This is a genomic window from Pseudomonas sp. 22515 (assembly GCF_052044625.1).
GTDB lineage: Bacteria > Pseudomonadota > Gammaproteobacteria > Pseudomonadales > Pseudomonadaceae > Aquipseudomonas > Aquipseudomonas alloputida.
Map to the genome: position 1 here is coordinate 1 of NZ_JBQENN010000005.1, position 18,951 is coordinate 18,951.

The following is an 18,951-nucleotide window of genomic DNA, read 5'->3' on the forward strand; positions in this document are numbered from 1 at the left end:
GGGCACCTCGAATAACGCGAGGTTTTCAGTGAATCCGACCGCCAAATGATGGCCATGATCGAATTCGGTTCGATTTCTGCGGCGAATCACCGCTTTCTGGGCGGTGTCGCCCCGTTTTTCTTCCGAATCGCCCTCTGCAGCGGCGATTCGGCCCACTCCGGGCGTCAGAAGGCCTTGATTCCCGCCTTCTGGAAGTACACCAGCCGCTTCAAGTTGTAGCAGGCCGCCATCATCGTCATCGCAAAGTTCGCGCGCCCCTGTCCGATGGTACGGATCAACTTGCCGCCCATCTGCTCGATGCTCGCGAACACGTGCTCCACTCGGGCACGCGTCTTGGCGATGCGGTGGTTGCGCCGTTGCTGACACTCGGAAAGGGGCTTGTTGCGGTACCCCTTCCTCTGGATCTGATTACGATAGCCGTGATCCTTGAGCCAGCCCTCCCGGTCTGCGCTGGTGTGGCCTCGGTCCGCATAGACATCGCGGCTCGTGTTGCTCCGGTCGATGAGCGCATCGAAGTGCTTGCTGTCATGGACGCTGGCCGTATCAGTCTCGAATTTGCGGATGATCTTGTACTTCTTGTCCACGTTGACCGAGAGCTTGTAGCCGAAGTGGTTCTTGCCGTGCTTCTGCGTCCAGGTGGCATCCGTATCCTTCTGGCGCCGTTTGGCTGGCTTCCAGTTAGCCGGCATCGCGCCTTCCCTGACCAGCTTGTTCTCCTCACGGCTGTTACGTTGCTTGGGAGCAGGCACCAGCGTGGCATCGACGATTTGGCCGCCGCGGGCGATGAATCCGTGCCGGAGCAGTTGGGCCGTGACACCGTCGAACAGGACCTTCGCGCCGGCGTCGCCGATGCGGTTCTCGAACGTCCACACGGTCGTTCGATCCGGAATATTGACCGCGCTGGCCAACCCGCAGAATCGCTTGTAGCTCATCCGGTCAAGCAACTGGTACTCCATCTGTTCATCCGACAGGTTGTACAGCCGCTTGAGCACCAGAATCCGCACCATCGTCTCCGTCGGATACGGCGGGCGACCGCCTTGAGGGCTGACAGGGCGCGGCGCTACCCGATCGACTTCCGCCGCAAGTGCCGCGAAATCGATGTACGACTCGATCTGGGCCAGCGGATCTCCAAGCGTGTCGATCTTCTTCCGATGATGTTCGTCAGCGAACAGGTCCGTCTTGATGGCAGTGCGCTTCTTCATGGCTGGTGTCAGAGAACGAAATCAGGACAACGCAATTTTACCAATCGCAGGGGGCCGAGGTTTTTCGAGGTGCCCTTTATCCACCAGGCCTATCAGCAAGCGCTGAACGACCCTGCTGGAGTGTTGCAGCCATGAGCAACATGCCACAGAGCGACGAATTGGATGCCCTCTCGTTGAAAGGCCGCAGTGGCTTTACCCGCATTATTTATGCCACTAGATACTCGCTGGCAGGCTTGCGGGCAGCGTTTCAAGGCGAAGCCGCTTTCAGGCAGCTGCTGTTATTAAATGCAGTGCTTCTGCCGCTGGCTTGTCTGGTGGATGCAACGCCCAGTGAGCGCGTGTTACTGATACTCGTGCCGATGCTGGCGTTGATAGTGGAGCTACTCAACTCAGCCATAGAGAGCACTGTTGACCGTATTTCCCTGAGCATCCACCCACTGTCTAAACAAGCCAAGGATATGGGAAGTGCGGCGCAACTCATTGCACTGATACTGATTGCCCTTACTTGGGGTTTGATCCTGTTATAGCTCCCCATTCTTAAATTATAAAAGGCTACCCATTATGCCTCCCCGCATACCAGCGTCCGCTGATGCCTCCAATGCGAAAGAAAAACTTGGCCTTAGCGAACACCTGGCCTCCCTTTTTGGCAGTGCAGCGCTGTTAGTAGCTTTGCTGACCCTGTTACGCGTGGCCCTATTACTTTTCAACCGAGAGCTGATTGGAGCTACCGCGTGGACCAGCCTGGCAGAAGCGTTTTTTAATGGCCTGCGTTTCGACTTGCGCTTAGTGGTCTATATCTGCGCACCACTGACCCTGGCATTGGCATATCGCCCGGCAATGGTCTGCCGGACATGGCAACGCATTTGGCTGGGGACTTGCGCAGCGGTAGCTATCCTGCTCGGCATGATTGAACTGAACTTCTATCGAGAGTTTCATCAGCGTCTCAACGCATTGGTCTTTCAATATTTGCAAGAAGACCCGGCAACTGTGCTGAGCATGCTCTGGTATGGCTTTCCAGTGCTGCGCCTACTGGGTGCCTGGCTGGCGTTGAGCGCTCTCTTTTTCGTACTGCTGGGTTGGCTGGATATACGCACTCGTGGCAAGGGCCGCTCAACCGTCGAGTCGCGCCGAACAATGAATAAGCTCGGTCATGGTATGGCGCTGCTGCTTTGTCTGGCTATATCGGTCGTTGTGGCGCGAGGTACTTTGCGGCAAGGGCCGCCACTACGCTGGGGGGATGCATTTACCACAGACTCAATGTTTGCCAACCACCTAGGCCTCAATGGCACCTTGAGCCTTTATGCCGCGGCCAAGAACCACTACTCAGGTGATCGCGCCGACAAGGTTTGGAAGAGCCGCATGCCCGCAGATCAAGCGACGACCCTGACACGCGATCTCTTATTCACCGAACACGACCGCCTAGCAGACCAGAACACAGCAGCGATCCGCCGCGATTTCCAGCCCCCACAAGACAGGCGCCTGCCGATCCGCAATGTCGTAGTGATTCTGATGGAGAGTTTTGCTGGGCACTTTGTTGGCGCGCTCGGCAGCGAAGCTGGCATCACACCGAACTTCGACCGACTGGCTCAGGAGGGTGTGCTGTTTCGCCGCTTCTTCGCTAATGGCACCCATACCCATCAAGGCATGTTTGCCAGCATGGCCTGTTTCCCAAATTTACCCGGTTTCGAGTACTTGATGCAGACTCCGGAAGGAGGCCACCAATTCTCCGGTCTGGCTCAGTTGCTTAGCACTCGCGACTTCGACGATCTGTATGTCTACAACGGCGATTTTGCCTGGGATAACCAACGTGGCTTTTTCAGCAACCAGGGCATGACACGGTTTATCGGTCGTAATGACTTTGTTGACCCCGTGGTATCTGACCCGACATGGGGAGTGGCTGACCAGGATATGTTTGATCGCGCTGCAGAAGAACTGTTCAAGCAAGACCCGAAGAAACCCTTCTATGCACTCCTGCAAACGCTTTCAAACCATACGCCTTACGCGCTGCCAGGTGTGTTGCCTGTTGAGCCCGTGACAGGGCAAGGTTCGCTTGATCAGCACCTGACAGCTATGCGTTATTCTGACTGGGCTCTGGGACGATTTTTTGAAAAGGCTCGTAAAGCGCCTTATTTCAAAGACACCCTATTCGTGGTCGTGGGTGACCATGGCTTTGGTGCTCAAGAGCAGTTAACCGAGATGGATCTGTACCGGTAATCCCCCCTGAAATCAGCCCTCGTCAGAAGTAGAATTTTCTCCTAATCGGATCAAGGAAATTTTGCGTGAAGACATCGCGTTTTTCGGACAGCCAGATCATCGCCATCCTCAAGCAGGCTGAAGCCGGCAGCCCAGTTCCGGCGCTGTGCCGCGAGCATGGCATCAGTTCGGCGACCTTCTACAAGTGGCGTGCCAAGTTCGGCGGCATGGATGCATCATTGATGACCAGGCTGCGTGAACTGGAAGAGGAGAACCGTCGGCTCAAGAAGATGTACGCCGAGGAGCGCCTCAAGGCCGAGATCATCCAGGAGGCCATGGCAAAAAAGTGGTAAAGCCATCTCAGCGGCGCGAGATGGCGCAGCAGGCGGTTCGTTCAGGCAAAGCCAGTATCAAATTAGCGTGCCTGTCGTTTGGTATCAGCACGACTGAACCGCCCCGGGTTTCGCGGAGGCTCCACCCTTTGAGAGAATGGAGCCCATATGAGCAAGCACACCAAATTTTCCCCTGAAGTCCGTGACCGGGCCATCCGTATGGTTTATGAGGTCCGGGAGTCCCGCACATCGCAGTGGGCCGCCATTGAGGCCGTGGCCAGCAAGATCGGCTGCACCGCCCAGACGTTGAGCAGTTGGATTCGGAAGGCGGCTGCGCCTGCGGCCCCCTCCGCCTCGGGCACTGATGCCCGCGTCAAGGAACTGGAGCGCGAGGTTCGTGAGCTCAAGCGAGCCAACGAAATCCTCAAGGTCGCCAGCGCTTTTTCCGCCCAGGCGGAGCTCGACCGCCGTTTGAAGTGATCTGGCAGCTGATCGACAAGCACCGGCAAAGCTTTGGAGTCGAGCCACTGTGCCGCGTGTTGCAAGTGTCTCCATCGGCTTACCGGCGCCATGCTGCACGGCTACGTGACCGCTCACGACGCTCCGCCCGAGCGATCCGTGACGAGGAACTTGCTGTACAAATTCACCGTGTCTGGCAGGAAAACTACGAGGTCTACGGGGCTAGGAAAGTCTGGCGGCAGATGCATCGCGAACACCAGGTGGTTGCGCGCTGCACAGTGGAACGGTTGATGCGTGAAATGGGGCTCTGCGGCGTAACGCGGGGCAAAACGGTGAAAACCACACAACCCGATCCTGACAATGCCAATCCCAGGGATCTGGTAAAGCGCCAGTTCACGGCCGAACGTCCCAATCAGCTCTGGGTCGCCGATTTCACATTCGTTTCAACCTGGCAGGGATTTGCTTATGTGGCGTTCATCGTCGATGTCTACTCACGGTTTATCGTAGGCTGGCGTGTCAGCCGACACATGCGCACAGAGTTTGTTCTGGATGCTCTGGAACAGGCGCTTCACACTCGTCGGCCTGAGCCCCACCGGCTGGTTCATCACAGCGATAGGGGCTCGCAATATCTGTCGATTCGCTACAGCGAGCGGCTGGGCGAAGCTGGCATCGAACCCTCGGTTGGCAATACCGGTGACAGCTACGACAACGCACTGGCAGAGACCATCAACGGCCTCTACAAGACCGAACTGATCCATAAGCGAGGGCCGTGGAAAAGCGTAGACAGTCTGGAGTGGGAAACGCTGAAGTGGGTGACCTGGTTCAACCATCAGCGCCTGCTGGAGCCAATTGGAAATAGGCCACCGGCCGAGTTTGAGGCACTATATGAACAGAGTCAGGCAACCATATCGGTTGCTGCCTGACTCAAACAAAACAGCCTCCGCGAAACCCGGGGCGGTTCAATTAGACGGATAGCTGCTAGCGCACTGGTCCTGATAATTTTTGCACTGTGTAATACCGCAGGTGCGAATCCATCCAGGGTATTTGGCTGGATTGAGGAGGGGCTGCTGCTTCCTGAAAAAGTCTCGGTGAAAATCAAGCTGGATACCGGCGCACTGACATCGTCTATGGATGCCAAAGATTTGGAGCGTTTCGAAAGGAATGGCGAGAAATGGGTGCGTTTCAAAGTTGAAGTGAAAGACAGTGACACAGGCAGAGCAGCCAGCATCCCTTTCGAGCGAAGGGTCGAGCGTAACGTCAAAGTCCGTGGTGCTGGCGGCGCTGAGCACCGCCCCGTGGTAGTGATGAAGATGTGCATTGGCAACCAGCTTTTACAACGAACAATTCTCCCTGAAGAACCGGGAAAAAATGCTCCATCCGGTTTTGATCGGCCGTCGAGCACTGGAGCACCTAGGAGCGGTGGATGTATCACGCACCTTCACTCAGGAGCCCAAGTGCGAGAAAGCCGACCCGGCGCAGAGCGGGTATAGAGTTTCCAGGCTCCGATCAACAGAGCCAGCCAGAGCAAGATGACCACCAGCGCAGCGCCCCGGCTCACTGGGCGGTGTTGCTGTGTGCTTTCCCATTCAAGGGCCTGCTGGCGGCATTCGTCCAGTACGTGATCGGGCATCAGCTTGATTACTAGCCAGATGGCCAAAGGTAGCAAGATCACATCGTCCAGGTAGCCAAGGACCGGAATGAAGTCTGGAATCAGATCGATTGGGCTTAGGGCATAAGCGATTACGATCATCGCTATAACCTTCGGCAACCATGGCGTTTGCGGATGCCGGCAACTAAACCACAGCATCATAACTTGCTGTTTCAGGGCCTTGGCCCAGCCGCGAACTCGTTGCAATACGTTACTCACTTTCTAGAATCCGTAGCCAACCAGCGCCAATAGCTTGCGGTGGCCGAGTTTGTCGGCGACGTAGCCGGAGGCCATCTTGGTGTAGCTGGCCAATGCATCAGCAATATCTTCGATGGTGCCAAGTGCCGCCGCCGGAATGCCCAGTTGTGGGATAAAAATAAAGATTCATCCTAATAACCTCACGTAACGCCCATTTTACGAGGGGCAATGATTAGCAAAGGTGCTTAAAGTTTCATCCTAAGAAATGGCATACAGCCAAAAGGGGTGTAAACCGTGAAAATAAAGTTTCATCCTGATCTTGCATGCATTACGAAGTACCGCCGGCCTCAGTTGATGCCTGATCGGTGGATATCCTCCATGGAGATCTCCTTGGCGACCCCGGAGATGTCGACCATGAGGACAATCATGCAGAACAAAGGAGGAGCAACGCATAGGTACTGGGCAAGCTCGATTGACCTCTGCCTTGTGAATGTCCGTTCAAGTCCCAGGGCTGAGTTACGTCGTAGCGCCGACCTTCGGTGTGTCCCACCACGCGGGCCAACGCGGTTTCAGTGCCGGAACGCATGTCCAAGGGCTCGGTGGCGAGCCAGATGCTATCGACGCGAGTCGCTGAGCGACCCTACGTGTTGGCGCTGATGGAAAATTGACCCACCCTGCCGATTGAAATTTGACCCAGGGCGGATTGCTGATTTTGTTACCAGCAACTGTGGATAAGTCTACCAGCGCAGCTGCTGTTGCCCCCACTCCTTCGCTAGCCCAGTTCAGTTGTTTAAGACCTGCCACACGCAGCCATGTAGCAGGCCGTCGTCGCCATGAAATCAGAACGGCTCATCGTCCTCCGGTTCTTGGCCGCCCTTACGCTTTCGCTCCCGTGATTTGATCTTGGCCTGGGCCGCCAAGCTACTGTGTTGCAGGCGATAGGACTCGTTACCGGTTTCGACGATGTGGCAGTGGTGGGTCAGCCGATCCAGCAGGGCGGTGGTCATCTTGGCGTCGCCGAACACGCTCGACCATTCGGCGAAGCTCAGGTTGGTGGTGATCACCACGCTGGTGTGTTCGTACAGCTTGGACAGCAGGTGAAACAGCAACGCACCGCCAGCCTGGCTGAACGGCAGATAACCCAGTTCGTCGAGGATGACCAGATCCATGCGCAGCAGTGCCTGGGCGATCCGCCCGGCTTTGCCGTCGTGTTTTTCGCGCTCCAGCAGATTGACCAGATCGACCGTGGAGTAGAAGCGCACGCGCTTACCGTGCCGGGTGATGCCGGACACGGCCAGCGCGGTGGCTAGGTGGGTTTTACCGGTGCCTGGCCCACCGATCAGCACCACGTTCTGCGCGGTGTCGGTAAAGGCCAGGCTGGCCAGCTCGCTGATCAGGCGTGCGTCGGCGCTAGAGGCGTTGAAATCGAAGCTGGCCAGATCGCGGTGCATCGGCAGCTTGGCCATGTTCATCTGGTGGCTCACCGAGCGCATGGCGCGATCTGTGTGCTCTTGTTCCAGCAGGTGTTCGAGCAGCCACTTGGACGAGGCTGTGTTCGACTCACCCTGTGCAGTTAACTCCGCCCAGGCCGTGGCCATGCCGTGCAGGCGCAGCTCCTTGAGTTCCGCCATCAAATCACGCATGACCGACCTCCTCGGCCTGGCCACGCAGGCGGTCGTAGCGCGCCGTGTTAGCGACGGGGGCTTCCTTGAGCGACAAGTGGGTTTCGACGCTGGGTGGTGGTTCGGATGCTGTCAGCCGTGCCACGACATTGAGGATGTGTTCGGCGCTCAGGCTGCCGCTCTCCAGTACCAGCTCAACGGCTACCAGCACGGCATCGAGTCCGGCGACCGGTACGGCAGCCAGGACTTGCGCCATGATCCGGTCACCGCCGGCATGACGCCCCAGACCGTGCTTAAGCTGACGCAGCGGCGCTGGCAGATCAGTAAAGGGCGCTCCGTTGCGCAGCGCGCCGGGCTTGCGCTCAATCAGCGGGATGTAGTGCTGCCAGTCGTAGCTGACCTGTTCGCGATCCAGCAAGCGCGCATGGCTGGCAATCAGCGCATCATCGGCCACCACCTCGATGCGGGTCGGATACAAACGGCTGCTGACCCACTTACCCGCGTACTCACACGGCACCGAGTAACGGTTGCGCCCGACGCTGACCAGGCAGGTGCTGGAGACCCGCGCAGGCCGCTCGACGTAACCGTCGAAGGCCGCGGGCATAGGCATCAGTTCGGCGCGCTCCAACTCCAGTACCTCGGCCACACTGAGCCCGCTGTATTGAGGGTGCGTCAGCTCGTTCCAAAGCGCGCGGCAGCGCTGGCCCAGCCAGGCATTGAGTTCCTCGAAGGAGTGAAACTGGCAGTCCTGGGCGTCTAGCCAGATACGCCTGCGGCTGTCTTGCACGTTCTTTTCAACGATGCCCTTTTCCCAACCAGCGGCGACGTTGCAGAAGTCCGGATCGAACAGGTAATGCGCGCACATCACCGCAAAGCGCGCATTCACCGCCCGGCCTTTGCCCTTATTGACCTTGTCGACGGCGGTCTTCATGTTGTCGTAGATGCCCCGGCGCGGCACGCCGCCCAAGGAGCCGAACGAGCGTGTATGGGCGTCAAATAACATCTCATGGCCCTGGCTCGGATACGCCACAAGCCAGAACGCACGGCTGGCACACAGCTTCAGATGTGCCACCTGCATACGCCGGTAAATGCCGCCGACCAGCAAGCCTTCCTCGCTCCAGTCAAACTGAAACGCCTCGCCAAGAGCAAAGGTCAGCGGCACAAAGGCCTGCGACGCCTTGCCCTGTCCCCCTCGCCAGGCACGGATAAACGCGGTGAGCTGGCTGTAGCCACCGTCATAACCTTCGGCTTTGATTTGCGCCAACAGCGCCTTGGCACTGCGCCGCTGTTGCTTGGGCCGCAGCGAATCGGCTTTTAGCGCCTGCTCCAGCGTGGCGTGAAAAGGGCTGAGTTTGTTGAAGATCGCGCGGCGTTGGTAGACCGGCGGCTTGGCCTCAGGTGCTCTGACCCACTTGCGAATCGTGTTGCGCGCCAACCCGGTGCACTTGGCTATCTCATGCAGCGACAGCTTGTCGCGGAAATACATCCGGCGAATTTTGCCCATCATTTCCATACTGATCACCCTGTGTTCTCCTGCTCAAAAATTGAGCAGAAGCAGTTGAACACCTGGGTCAGTTTTCAGTCGGCAGAACAGCCTCTACTGGGTCAGTTTTCGGTCAGCGGCAACAGGCCAGTTCAAGATCGGATAGAAGATGGTGTAAACGCCGGGTCTTGCTGCCAGGCAGGCGGTGGGAGCGCCCCAGCGAGGACACGTCCCTAGTGTAGATGAACGGCTTGTAGTCTGATCCCTGGCCTTGGCCACGCCCGTCCTTGAGCCTTCTATCGATCTGGGCCTGGGTCAGCCCCTTGAATGTTCCAGACATGAGAAAGCCTGCACCCCCTGTGTCGATGACCTCAACATAGCAGATACAGGCTCAGGATGAAACTTTATTTGCAAGGATGATGCTTTATTAAAACGGATGAAACTTTATTTGCATCCCACACCAGTACAGCGATGAAGCTGGGCAAGATCACTGTGGTAGTTTCATAGCAGAAATCACCAAGGGTGCTGGTTAGCCCCGCACCAACGACCGTGCGGTTCATCCAACCATTTGTCTGAGATGGTTCTGCCTGGCCGACGCCCCTGTAGGCAGCGTGAATCGGGCGCTCAGCAAGGGATTTTATAATCGCTCTATAATTAAACTATAAAGATCTATAAAGCTCATTCTAGAGCGGCTCAACTGCCTGTATGTGTTGAGAGAGCCCGATTACACTTCATGTTGCGCCATCGTCCCTGGGGTGTGCCGATATTAATGAGAAGCTGAAAGTTGACCCAAAGGGCCAGCATGAAGCTCAAGGACAGGTTTAGCTGCAAGGCCGCCAAAGGATATGGCGGGGTCGATGTAGCGCATGGCAGACTTGATGTCTTTCCAGCCTACATAGGTCATCAAGGCCTTGAGATCCCAGCCATTTGCCGTGGCCCAAGAGGCGAAGCCACGGCGCAGCGAATGGCTGGTGTACAGCTCGGCCGATATACCGGCGCGCTGTAGGATCTGGCGCAACAAGCTGATCAGGCTGCCGGGATGCAAGGCCTCGTCGCTCAGGTGCCCCCAGCGATCCAGGCGACAGAACACTGCACCACGGGCAATGCCGGCGGCACTGATCCAGTCGAGATAAGCCTGCACCGGGCAGAGGCACTTCAAGGCTGGTACGTAATGAGTCGTGCCGAGGTTGTCCCTGTCACCCTTACTTTGTGGCAGGAACAGGCTCATGCCCGCACCGGCTTCGGCCTGGATATGTTCGACCTGCAGCCGACAGAGTTCGTCACTACGAAAACCCCGCCAGAAGCCGATCAGCAGCAACGCCGCATCGCGCCGGCTGCGAAGCAGGCTTGCCAAATTGCCGGACTGCTGAGCCTGTTCGGCTTCCCGACTCAGCCATTGAATTGCTTGCTCCAAGTGCTGCAACTGCAACGGCGCAGCCTGCTTCGTTTGCGCCGGATGCAATGTGCGGATGCCTTTGAGCACCTGACGCACTGTGGGTGTCTTGGTCGGATCAGGAAAACCTTGGGTGATATGCCATTGAGCCAGGGCGGCCAGGCGCTGTTTGAGCGTGCTGAGGCTCAGCGTGTCGGCGTATTCCACCAGGTAGCGCACGATGTTGTCGCTGGTGGCGGGCAGGAAGCCGCCCCACGTCACTTCGAAGTGCTCGATGGCCGATTGGTAGCTGCGGCGGGTGTTTTCCCGCGTACCAGCTTGTAGATAGCGCCCGACGTCTTTCATCGCCCGAGGTTGCCCTTTGTGTACTGGAAAACGGCTGCCAAACGACCGTTTTTGCCTTTCGTATTGAATAACACTCCATTATTTTATCTGATTTATTTGCTTTTAACTGGCTTTACATCAATCAAATTTAGTATGTAAATACATACTATGTAATCTACTACGAAATCGTAGGAGCAGACCATGGCCCGCGGCGGCATCAACAAGGCACTGGTTCAGAAGGCGCGACAGGCGATCCTGGCGCGGGGCGAGAACCCAAGCATCGACGCGGTACGGGTCGAACTTGGCAATACCGGCTCGAAAACCACCATTCACCGCTACCTGAAAGAACTCGAAGACGCCGAGCGCGGCCGAAATACCGCCGCGATACCGCTCAGCGAACAGTTGGCCAACCTGGTCGGCCAACTGGCAGATCAGCTAGAGGAGGATGCGCAGGCCACCGTGGCCCAGGAGCGCGAACAACTACAACGCGAACGGCTCGATTACCAGAACCAAGCTCGGCTGGCCGAAAGCCGAATCCAGCAGTTGGAAAGTCAGAGCAGCGGGCTCACGGAACAGCTTCAGGCTGTTCAGCAAGCGCTACAGCAGGAACAGCAGCAACGCCAACAGACCGAGGTTGAGAATGCCCGCTTGGCGCAGGCTAACGGCGATCAGGAGGTGCGCCTGCAGGATCGCGACAGCCAAATTCGCTCGCTGGAGGAAAAGCATCAACATGCCCGTGATGCTTTGGAGCACTATCGTCAGGCCAGCAAGGAGCAGCGCGAGCAGGAACAGCGTCGACACGAGTCGCAGGTGCAACAACTGCAACTGGAACTGCGGCAACTGCAGCAGACCTTGATAATCAAGCAGGACGAACTGACGCAGCTGAACCGCGACAATGCACGCTTGCTCACCGAGGCGCGGCAGTTACAAAAAGAGCAACATGCGCAGCAACAGCTACTGGCGCAGAAAAATCAGGCCATGGAGGCCTTGCAGAGCGTACTGGCCGGTTCCGAACGCTCGAATGAAGCCCTTGAACAGCGTTGTCGCACGCTGCAGGAGGAGGTGTCCCGGCTGGGCGAAGCCTCCGCGACTCTGGCGCAACAAGCGCAGGGCCTGCAGGAGCGCTTGGTCGAAGCCAATACACAGTTGAAGCTACTCAGGGCACCACTTGCGAACAGCGATGGCGCACCGAGCACATGAACCGGCACACATGAGTCCATGTGCTGAGTGGAGGTGAAGATGACACTAATTGAGACTGCCAATGAGGGGGCCGCGGAACCTGTCCGTTTGACTACACCGCTAGGCCAGGCCATTGGTAATCTGTTCGCCCGGGCCTTGCCGCTACTGGATGGCAACCCTCCAGGCTCGCTCAAGGTCTTCGTCTTCGGCGGCTGCGCGGTGCACCTGCTCACCCATGCGCGTGGTAGTGCGGACATCGATGCGGAGATCGAGGCGGCCCGCGTGCTGCGTAAGGACGAGATCATGGCCGTCTACACACCGCCAGAGGGTTATGAGGACAGCGACGGCCGCGACTTGCAGGTTTACCTGGATCAGAACTACACCAATGCCCTCGGGCCACTGCACGAGGACTACCGCGAGCGCGCCATCCCCATGGAGGGTTTCGAGGGTGAGCAGCCGCTGCACATCTTCGTTGCCGCCGGCGTGGATCTAGCAATATCCAAACTCGGCCGCTTTACGGAAAACGATCAATCTGATATCGAACAGCTCATCGAGTGCGGCCGTGTCGATGTCGGCCAGTTTGTTACACTGGCAACAGAGGCAATCGATTATGCCGTGGGCAACCGAAGTGCAATGCAAGGCTGCCTAAAATTGGTCACAGCGAAGTACCTGGAGGATAGGCGAGATGCCACGCCTGGATCGTAAACAAAGCTTTGGCGCGCTCCTGGAGACTGTCACCCAGCAGCGCCTTAGCCAAGTTGCGTCCGATGCTCTTGTGGAGCTCGCCAAGCAGTTGTGGTACGAAGAGCGCGACCTCGTGCCGGTCCTGCAGCGTGAAGTGGCGGGCAAGCTGCGCAAGCCTGAACAGAAGCTGCGAGCCCTCTATCTGGTCGACCTGCTGCGTCGCTTTCCCTGTGTATCAACGGAAAAAGCCGCGCGCCTAAAAGGCTTTGTCAGCAGTTGGTCGAACCTGAAACCGGCTGAACGCTCGCCGCGGGCGACCCAGTTGGTCTCTCGCTACAAGCTCGACAAGCTGGCCTATGAGTGGGGGCTGGAGGAAGACGTCAGCAAGCAGATGCAGGATGTTCTGGCTTTCCAAACTCGCCATTACGCTGCCTCTCAGGGCGTGAAGACGGGCTATTCAGAGACAGCGCCCGTCGGTTAGCAGCAGGGCACGGCAAAATGGACTCGGAATGACCAACTCAACAAATGACGACCGACGATTCGCTGATCTAACGCGCGAGGCATTAGCTGACGTGAGCGCGGGTTTGGTGATTGATCACGAATTGGTCGAGATTTGGGCCCAGAGCCTTGATACCGATACCTCAGTGTCTTTACCTACTCCAGATCGGCCTACTTAATTCGCACCAGGCTGAACTCATCCTCATTTTTGCCTTATCTAGGCTTGCCCTGTGCGCGTGGAGCAACCGCATAAATATTTAAATAAGATAGAAACGAAGTGAGTGAATATTCATCTTATCTCGGCATGCCCCCTATACCTGTACGAGGCCGCTCTTCGTTTGTTCAGTGTCAGAATCGTTGCTAGGTTTCTGACATATTTCAATAAAATTAGCCATGACCATGAAATCCCTTCCCGAGACCATCGTCGAACACTGCAGGCTTCTCCCTGAAGGAGGCATTCTTGCACCAAACGAATTCCTTCATTTGGCTAGCCGCGCAGCGGTGGACCAAGCATTCTCTCGATTAGCCAAAGGAGGGGAGTTGATGCGAATCTCACGTGGCCTCTATGTGGCGCCGGTCACTGGGCGCTTCGGCAAACGTGCGCCGGCGACGGAGAAGGTCATTAGTGCGATAGCTTCGAAAAGCCATCAGGTAATCGCTTTAAGCGGTGCCCGCGCAGCGAACCTTCTAGGGCTAACGCAATAGGTGTCGATTAGGGAAGTATTTGTTACCGGCGGACGGCCGAGAACCCTGCAGTTAGGCAAGGCTCAGGTAATAATCGAGCATGCGCCGCAGTGGCAAATCGCTCTCGGAGCGACCATTGCTGGCGACGCTGTACGTGCGCTTGCCTGGCTGGGGAAACCTCACGCCCAAGAGGCAGTCGCCAAGCTGCGCACGTGCCTGTCGAGTAACGATTGGCAGATTTTGATATCGCATAGATCAAACCTTCCTCAATGGATGGCTGAAGCGATTGGGCGCGAAGCAGTCTTTGCTGAGCAGGGCTTCTAATCTACTCGTTTAAATACAATAGCTTAGAGAACGAATGTCCTAATTTTTGCCTTATCTCGGCATGACCCCGACCACAGCGTCGAAGGGGGCAAGTCCTTCAAACTGGTTGTGGTCAATCTGCCCGATCAGGATGAGGGTGTTGCGCATCAGAATCCCGGAGAGCGCGATCAAGCCGACTAACGCGTTGATGCCGAACGGTTGGCCGAACAGCAGCAATACGGGTACTACGCCGATCAACCCCAGCGGTGAAGTCAGAAACACCATGACCATCGCCGAGATAGAGCGCACCTGCAGTATGATGATCAACAACGTCAGGGCAATCATGATCGGCAGGAGAGGGACGATAGCCTGGCTGGCCTTGGCCGACTCCTCGATAGAGCCTGCCATTTCGATTTTGTAGCCCGCAGGCAGCTGCCTGACGATGGGCTGGAGGTCTTTCCAGATCGCCGTGGATACATCAGGCGGCTGCAGCCCTTCGGCGATGTCACCCCGCACTGTCATGGTGGGCGTTCGGTCGCGGCGGCGGAGGATGGGATCCTCCATACGAATACTCACATCACCGATCTGCGAAACAGGAACGCGCTGACCGTTCGAGCCTACCAGGGTGAAACTCTCGATCTGGGCAGGATCGAGTCTGATCTGGCCAGCGGCACGCCCTACAACCTGCACAGAGCGGATATCTTCCCTGATCGACGTGATCGGCACACCGGTCAGCAGGAATTGAAGCTGCTGCGACACCGAGGCGGACGTCAGGCCAACCGCCTGCAGGCGATCTTGATTCAGGGAGAAGTGAAGCGTGGGAACAAGCGGGCCCCAGTCGGTATTGACGGTCTTCATCATGGAGCTCGCCTGCAGCACGCTTTGGACGCGTGCTGCAATCTGGCGCAGTTGCGAGGCATCCGGACCCATCACCCGATAGGCGACCGGGTAGGGGGAGTAGGGCCCGAATACCAGTTGTGTTACCCGCACTTGAGCGCCGGGTGCCAGACCTTCGGAGGCCGCCTCCCGAAGACGATGCTTGAGGGCCTCACGAGCGCCCTGGTTTCCGGTCAGGACCACAATCTTGGCAAAGGACGGGTCGGGCAACTCAGGGGCCATTGCCAGGAAAAAGCGGGGTGGGCCTTGGCCGATGTAAGTGGTGACTATCTTCGCCTCCTCTTGCTGACGTAACCAGGACTCAACCCTGATCGCAGTGGCGTTTGTCTGTTCGATGGAGGTGCCGTAAGGCATCTGCAGCTCCACAAGCACTTCGGGGCGGTCGGAGGTCGGGAAGAACTGTTTCTTTACCAGTCCCATGCCAAGCACGGCGGCCACAAATGTCGAAACGACGGTGCTTGCCACTAGCCATTTATGTGCGATCACCCAGCCCAACAAAGTGCGGAATCGGTTGTAATGACGGGTGTTGTAAATAGCGGCATGACCACCTTCAATCGTCTTGATCCTAGGCAACAACTTCACGCCCAGGTAGGGGGTGAATGCTACCGCTACCACCCAGGATGCGATCAGGGCGATGCCGACAATCCAGAACATGTTGCTCGTGTATTCGCCGGCAGTGGACTGGGCGAAACCGTTAGGCATGAATCCGATGGCGGTAACCAGTGTGCCGGACAGCATGGGGGCTGCCGTGTGACTCCAGGCATATGCCGAAGCTTTGATGCGGTCGTAACCTTCTTCCATCTTAACGACCATCATTTCGATGGCGATGATCGCGTCGTCGACCAGCAACCCTAAGGCCAGGATGAGCGAACCCAGCGTAATCCGGTCGAAATTCTTGCCTGTTGCGGCCATCACCACAAATACGATCGCCAGTGTCAGTGGCACCGCGGCTGCGACGACAACGCCGACACGCCAGCCCATGCTGAGGAAGCAGACGAGCATCACGACCAGCAGGGCAACAAAAAACTTGATCATGAACTCGTCGACGGAGGACGTAATGTTTACTGCCTGATCGGTGACCTTGCTGAGCGTCATGCCCAAAGGCATGCTTTCGTTGATTTTGGCTGTTTCGGCCTCCAGGGCCTTGCCTAGGTCGAGGCCGTTCCAGCCTTCGCGCATGACAATGCCAAGCAGCAAGGCTGGTTCGCCATCGTTGCGTACCAGGAACGTCGCGGGATCTTCATAGCCGCGTTCAACGTCGGCCACATCCGACAGTTTCAGGGCGCGGCCCTGGGCGACCACAGGGGTTTCGCGAATCTTTGTCAGTTGATCGAAGGCGCCGTCAACCCTGACCACCACGTGTGGCCCTTGCGTTTCCACCGAACCCGCCGGTGACAGGGCATTCTGGTTGTCCAGGGCCGAGAAAATGTCCTGTGGCGTGATGCCGAGTGTGGCCAGGCGGTCATGAGAAAAGGACACGAATATCCGTTCAGCCTGTTCCCCGATGATGTTGACCTTCTTGACGCCCGGCACGTGCAGCAGCTGCTGGCGCAGTGTTTCGGCGTCGCGTACCAGCTGGCGCTGCGGTTCGCCTTTGGCTTTGAGCGCGTAGACCGCAAATGTCACGTCCGAGAATTCATCATTGAGCATTGGGCCAATCACGCCCGCTGGCATGAGCTTGGCCTGATCACCCGCTTTCTTGCGGGCCTGGTAGAACTCCTCCTGAACCGCCGAAGGCGGGGTCTTGTCTTGCAGCGAAACCATCGTGAATGCCAACCCGGGCCGGGAGTAGGTTTCGGTACGGTCATACCAACGCAGCTCCTGCATGCGTTTTTCCAACGGTTCGGCCACCAGATCTTGCATCTCTTGTGCAGTGGCGCCGGGCCAGGCAGTGATAATCGTCATCTGCTTGACGGTGAAGGGCGGATCTTCTGCACGGCCCAATTTGAAGAAGGCCAGCGTTCCGGCGAAGGCGATCAGCACAATCAGGAAGAGGGTGATTGATCGCTCGCGTACTGCGAGCGCGGACAGGTTGAAACGAAGCTGGCTCATGGCTGGTGCTCCGTGACCTGAGCTGTTTGAGCCTGTTCCATGACCTCAACACCATCGCGCAGCAGATGCGCACCCAGTGCCACGATCCGATCGCCAGCGTTCAGATCACTCTTCACGACAGCTTTTTCGTCACTGACACTCAGCACTTCTACCGCGCGCCACGACACCTTGGCCGGCTGGCCAGCTATCACCCAGACCCCGGCTCCGTTACCCGGGTCAAAGAGTGCGCCGATGGGTATCTGCTTTGCGTCAAAATGCGTATCAGTATTTGGAATATCAAGCGTAATGGTTGCACCTAATGGCGCGCTCGCCAAAGGCCCAGTGAGCACGTACCTGGCCTCGAATGTGCGCGTAATCGGGTCTGCAGCATCTGAAAGTAAGCGCAGATGAGCAGGTACGGCCTGTGCAGGCTTGCCAAATAGCGTGGCGAGTGCAGTCGAGCCAGGCGCCGGTCGAAGCGTTTCTGGCAAGTAGACGACAGCTTCACGTTGCCCAGCCCTGGCCAGTTTTACAACTGCTTGGCCAGCACTGACGACCTGGCCCGGTTCGGCCAGCGTGTCCATCACTACACCGTCGGCGTCGGCTAGCAAGACCGCATATTCAGTGGCGTTCCTGGCAACGTCAGCCTGAGCTTGCGCGGCACTGAGTTGCGCCTTGGCGGCATCAGCCGCAGCTTTGATCTGGTCGTAAGACGATGCCGAGACCGCGCCCTCGGCCACCAGCCCTCGATAGCGAGCTTCGTCGTCACTGGTCTGCTTGGCCCGTGCCCGAGCAGCAGTTACTGCCTCTTGCTGCGCGCGCGCCTGCAGATTCAGATCCACCGGATCCAGGCGCATCAAGGGCTGAGCGCGTTTGACTGTTTGTCCGGTATCGACCAGGCGCTGCAAGATTTTTCCGGATACTCGGAAGCCGAGGTCACTCTGCGTGCGAGCTACCACAACCCCGGAAAACGAACGTGCAAGTTCTGACGCGTCCTGCACTGAGACCGCTTTCACGACTGGCGGTTTATCTCTCGGGTCCTTTCCAGGTGAAGAGTCCCCGCAAGCTACGAGGGCGAGTGGCAGTAAGCAACCGACTAAGGCGGCAGGACGCAGGCGCATGGGATCCCTTTCTCAAAAGGCGATGTAGGAATCCCATTTTTCTACTGGTGACCAATATTGTCAATGGTCACAATCTGCTAGGGGGCGAGGCTTCTGAGTATCAAGGCCGGCAGTTGGATGACCGCATCCTCAAGCGTGTCCAGGTTATGCTGAAGGAGCGCGGCATTTACGTAGGGCCTCATGATCAGAAAGATGGCCAGCGTCGCCTCATCCACTGGTGTCTTGCGTTCGAATTCTCCCGCGCTGCGGCCCTGTATCAGGATCTCTTGAATTAACCTGCTGATATTGGCTTCATGGGATTTGACCGACGACCACTGGTCACGCGATGCCACTGCGGCTATGTCGTAGAGTTTTCGCTCCTGGAAGAAAAGATCAGCCCCAGCCTCTGCGATATTACGGAATAGACGCCTTAGCTTCTCCGAGGCACTGGGGGCATTGCCAGTGGCCGCCTCGACGCGTTGCATGATGAGCGCCAGCCGACTGGAGCAGATCACCTCGCCGATCGCTTGCTTGGATTCAAAAAATTTGTAGATGTAGGCCTTTGAGAAGCCGATTGATTTTGCCAGATCCGAGACAGTGGTTTTGTCATACCCATAGTGGGCGAAGTGCTCCATCGCAGCCTGGATGATCTGATCCCTCACATCGTGGTCAGCAGGCCCTCGCGCCGGCGAGGGTGGAGAAGGTTTAGTCATTGGAAGCG

General features: G+C 57.4%; 14 protein-coding genes, 5 pseudogenes and 1 other annotated feature. Of the genes and pseudogenes, 10 read left to right on the top strand and 9 right to left on the bottom strand.

The window, feature by feature from the left end; genetic code table 11:
* Positions 1-164: 164 nt before the first annotated feature.
* On the bottom strand, positions 165-1,202 hold the full coding sequence (locus tag ACTJJN_RS06700) for an IS5 family transposase (protein ID WP_023082810.1): 1,038 nt from the start codon (positions 1,200-1,202) through the stop codon (positions 165-167).
* 140 nt (positions 1,203-1,342) lie between these two features.
* Here ACTJJN_RS06700 and ACTJJN_RS06705 point away from each other — a divergent pair, with 140 nt between their 5' ends.
* The 5 genes and pseudogenes from ACTJJN_RS06705 to rloA3 all read left to right on the top strand — a co-directional run bounded on the left by ACTJJN_RS06705 (position 1,343) and on the right by rloA3 (position 5,719).
* Positions 1,343-1,729 (top strand): diacylglycerol kinase, encoded by a 387-nt coding sequence (locus tag ACTJJN_RS06705; RefSeq protein ID WP_031297681.1) that lies wholly within the window; start codon positions 1,343-1,345, stop codon positions 1,727-1,729.
* Between the two features lie 34 nt (positions 1,730-1,763).
* Positions 1,764-3,413 (top strand): annotated as a pseudogene (locus tag ACTJJN_RS06710) (LTA synthase family protein); the annotation flags it as partial.
* A 68-nt stretch (positions 3,414-3,481) separates the two neighbouring features.
* Positions 3,482-3,843, top strand: a pseudogene (locus tag ACTJJN_RS06715) (transposase); the annotation flags it as partial.
* A 52-nt stretch (positions 3,844-3,895) separates the two neighbouring features.
* Positions 3,896-5,109, top strand: a protein-coding gene (locus ACTJJN_RS06720) for an IS3 family transposase (RefSeq protein WP_088171445.1) whose coding sequence is annotated in 2 segments (ribosomal slippage) — positions 3,896-4,166 and positions 4,166-5,109 — 1,215 coding nt in all. Because the reading frame shifts where the segments join, the coding sequence is not laid out codon by codon here.
* Positions 4,165-4,281, top strand: a sequence feature (AL1L pseudoknot). Its footprint overlaps the gene before it by 117 nt.
* 39 nt (positions 5,110-5,148) lie before the next feature.
* A pseudogene (rloA3, locus tag ACTJJN_RS06725) lies at positions 5,149-5,719 on the top strand (retropepsin-like aspartic peptidase RloA3).
* On the opposite strand, the gene ACTJJN_RS06730 reads toward rloA3, so the two are convergent.
* The 5 genes from ACTJJN_RS06730 to ACTJJN_RS06750 form a co-directional block, all read right to left on the bottom strand.
* The gene (locus tag ACTJJN_RS06730; protein ID WP_010953879.1) at positions 5,625-6,053 is read right to left on the bottom strand and encodes a YkvA family protein; all 429 of its coding nucleotides are present in this window, start codon (positions 6,051-6,053) and stop codon (positions 5,625-5,627) included. The pseudogene rloA3 and the gene ACTJJN_RS06730 overlap by 95 nt on opposite strands.
* An 818-nt stretch (positions 6,054-6,871) precedes the next feature.
* Positions 6,872-7,675, bottom strand: coding sequence for an IS21-like element ISPst3 family helper ATPase IstB (istB, locus tag ACTJJN_RS06735; RefSeq protein ID WP_011911830.1), 804 nt, complete (start codon positions 7,673-7,675; stop codon positions 6,872-6,874).
* On the bottom strand, positions 7,668-9,167 hold the full coding sequence (gene istA, locus ACTJJN_RS06740) for an IS21 family transposase (protein WP_219412205.1): 1,500 nt from the start codon (positions 9,165-9,167) through the stop codon (positions 7,668-7,670). Before istA ends, istB begins: the two co-directional genes overlap by 8 nt.
* A 103-nt stretch (positions 9,168-9,270) precedes the next feature.
* Complete coding sequence (locus ACTJJN_RS06745) at positions 9,271-9,477, bottom strand: hypothetical protein (RefSeq protein WP_256222126.1); 207 nt, start codon at positions 9,475-9,477, stop codon at positions 9,271-9,273.
* Positions 9,478-9,903: 426 nt separating this feature from the next.
* Positions 9,904-10,749, bottom strand: coding sequence for a site-specific integrase (locus ACTJJN_RS06750; protein ID WP_208325339.1), 846 nt, complete (start codon positions 10,747-10,749; stop codon positions 9,904-9,906).
* A 306-nt stretch (positions 10,750-11,055) separates the two neighbouring features.
* Here ACTJJN_RS06750 and ACTJJN_RS06755 point away from each other — a divergent pair, with 306 nt between their 5' ends.
* The 5 genes and pseudogenes from ACTJJN_RS06755 (at position 11,056) to ACTJJN_RS06775 (ending at position 13,920) form a co-directional block, all read left to right on the top strand.
* Entirely contained in the window at positions 11,056-12,054 is a 999-nt protein-coding gene (locus ACTJJN_RS06755) for a DNA-binding protein (protein WP_010953882.1), read from the top strand.
* Positions 12,055-12,093: 39 nt separating this feature from the next.
* Positions 12,094-12,738, top strand: coding sequence for a DUF6036 family nucleotidyltransferase (locus tag ACTJJN_RS06760; protein WP_011005888.1), 645 nt, complete (start codon positions 12,094-12,096; stop codon positions 12,736-12,738).
* Complete coding sequence (locus ACTJJN_RS06765; RefSeq protein ID WP_010953884.1) at positions 12,719-13,198, top strand: hypothetical protein; 480 nt, start codon at positions 12,719-12,721, stop codon at positions 13,196-13,198. Before ACTJJN_RS06760 ends, ACTJJN_RS06765 begins: the two co-directional genes overlap by 20 nt.
* A 67-nt stretch (positions 13,199-13,265) precedes the next feature.
* Positions 13,266-13,394, top strand: a pseudogene (locus ACTJJN_RS06770) (CopG family transcriptional regulator); the annotation flags it as partial.
* 220 nt (positions 13,395-13,614) lie between these two features.
* Positions 13,615-13,920, top strand: coding sequence for a DUF6088 family protein (locus ACTJJN_RS06775; RefSeq protein ID WP_221036211.1), 306 nt, complete (start codon positions 13,615-13,617; stop codon positions 13,918-13,920).
* A gap of 372 nt (positions 13,921-14,292) precedes the next feature.
* On the opposite strand, the pseudogene ACTJJN_RS06780 reads toward ACTJJN_RS06775, so the two are convergent.
* The 3 genes and pseudogenes from ACTJJN_RS06780 to ACTJJN_RS06790 all read right to left on the bottom strand — a co-directional run.
* A pseudogene (locus ACTJJN_RS06780) lies at positions 14,293-17,151 on the bottom strand (efflux RND transporter permease subunit); the annotation flags it as partial.
* Positions 17,148-18,251 (bottom strand): efflux RND transporter periplasmic adaptor subunit, encoded by a 1,104-nt coding sequence (locus ACTJJN_RS06785; protein WP_012052253.1) that lies wholly within the window; start codon positions 18,249-18,251, stop codon positions 17,148-17,150. The pseudogene ACTJJN_RS06780 and the gene ACTJJN_RS06785, both read right to left, overlap by 4 nt.
* A 77-nt stretch (positions 18,252-18,328) precedes the next feature.
* Complete coding sequence (locus tag ACTJJN_RS06790; protein WP_012052254.1) at positions 18,329-18,943, bottom strand: TetR/AcrR family transcriptional regulator; 615 nt, start codon at positions 18,941-18,943, stop codon at positions 18,329-18,331.
* Between the last annotated feature and the right edge of the window lie 8 nt (positions 18,944-18,951).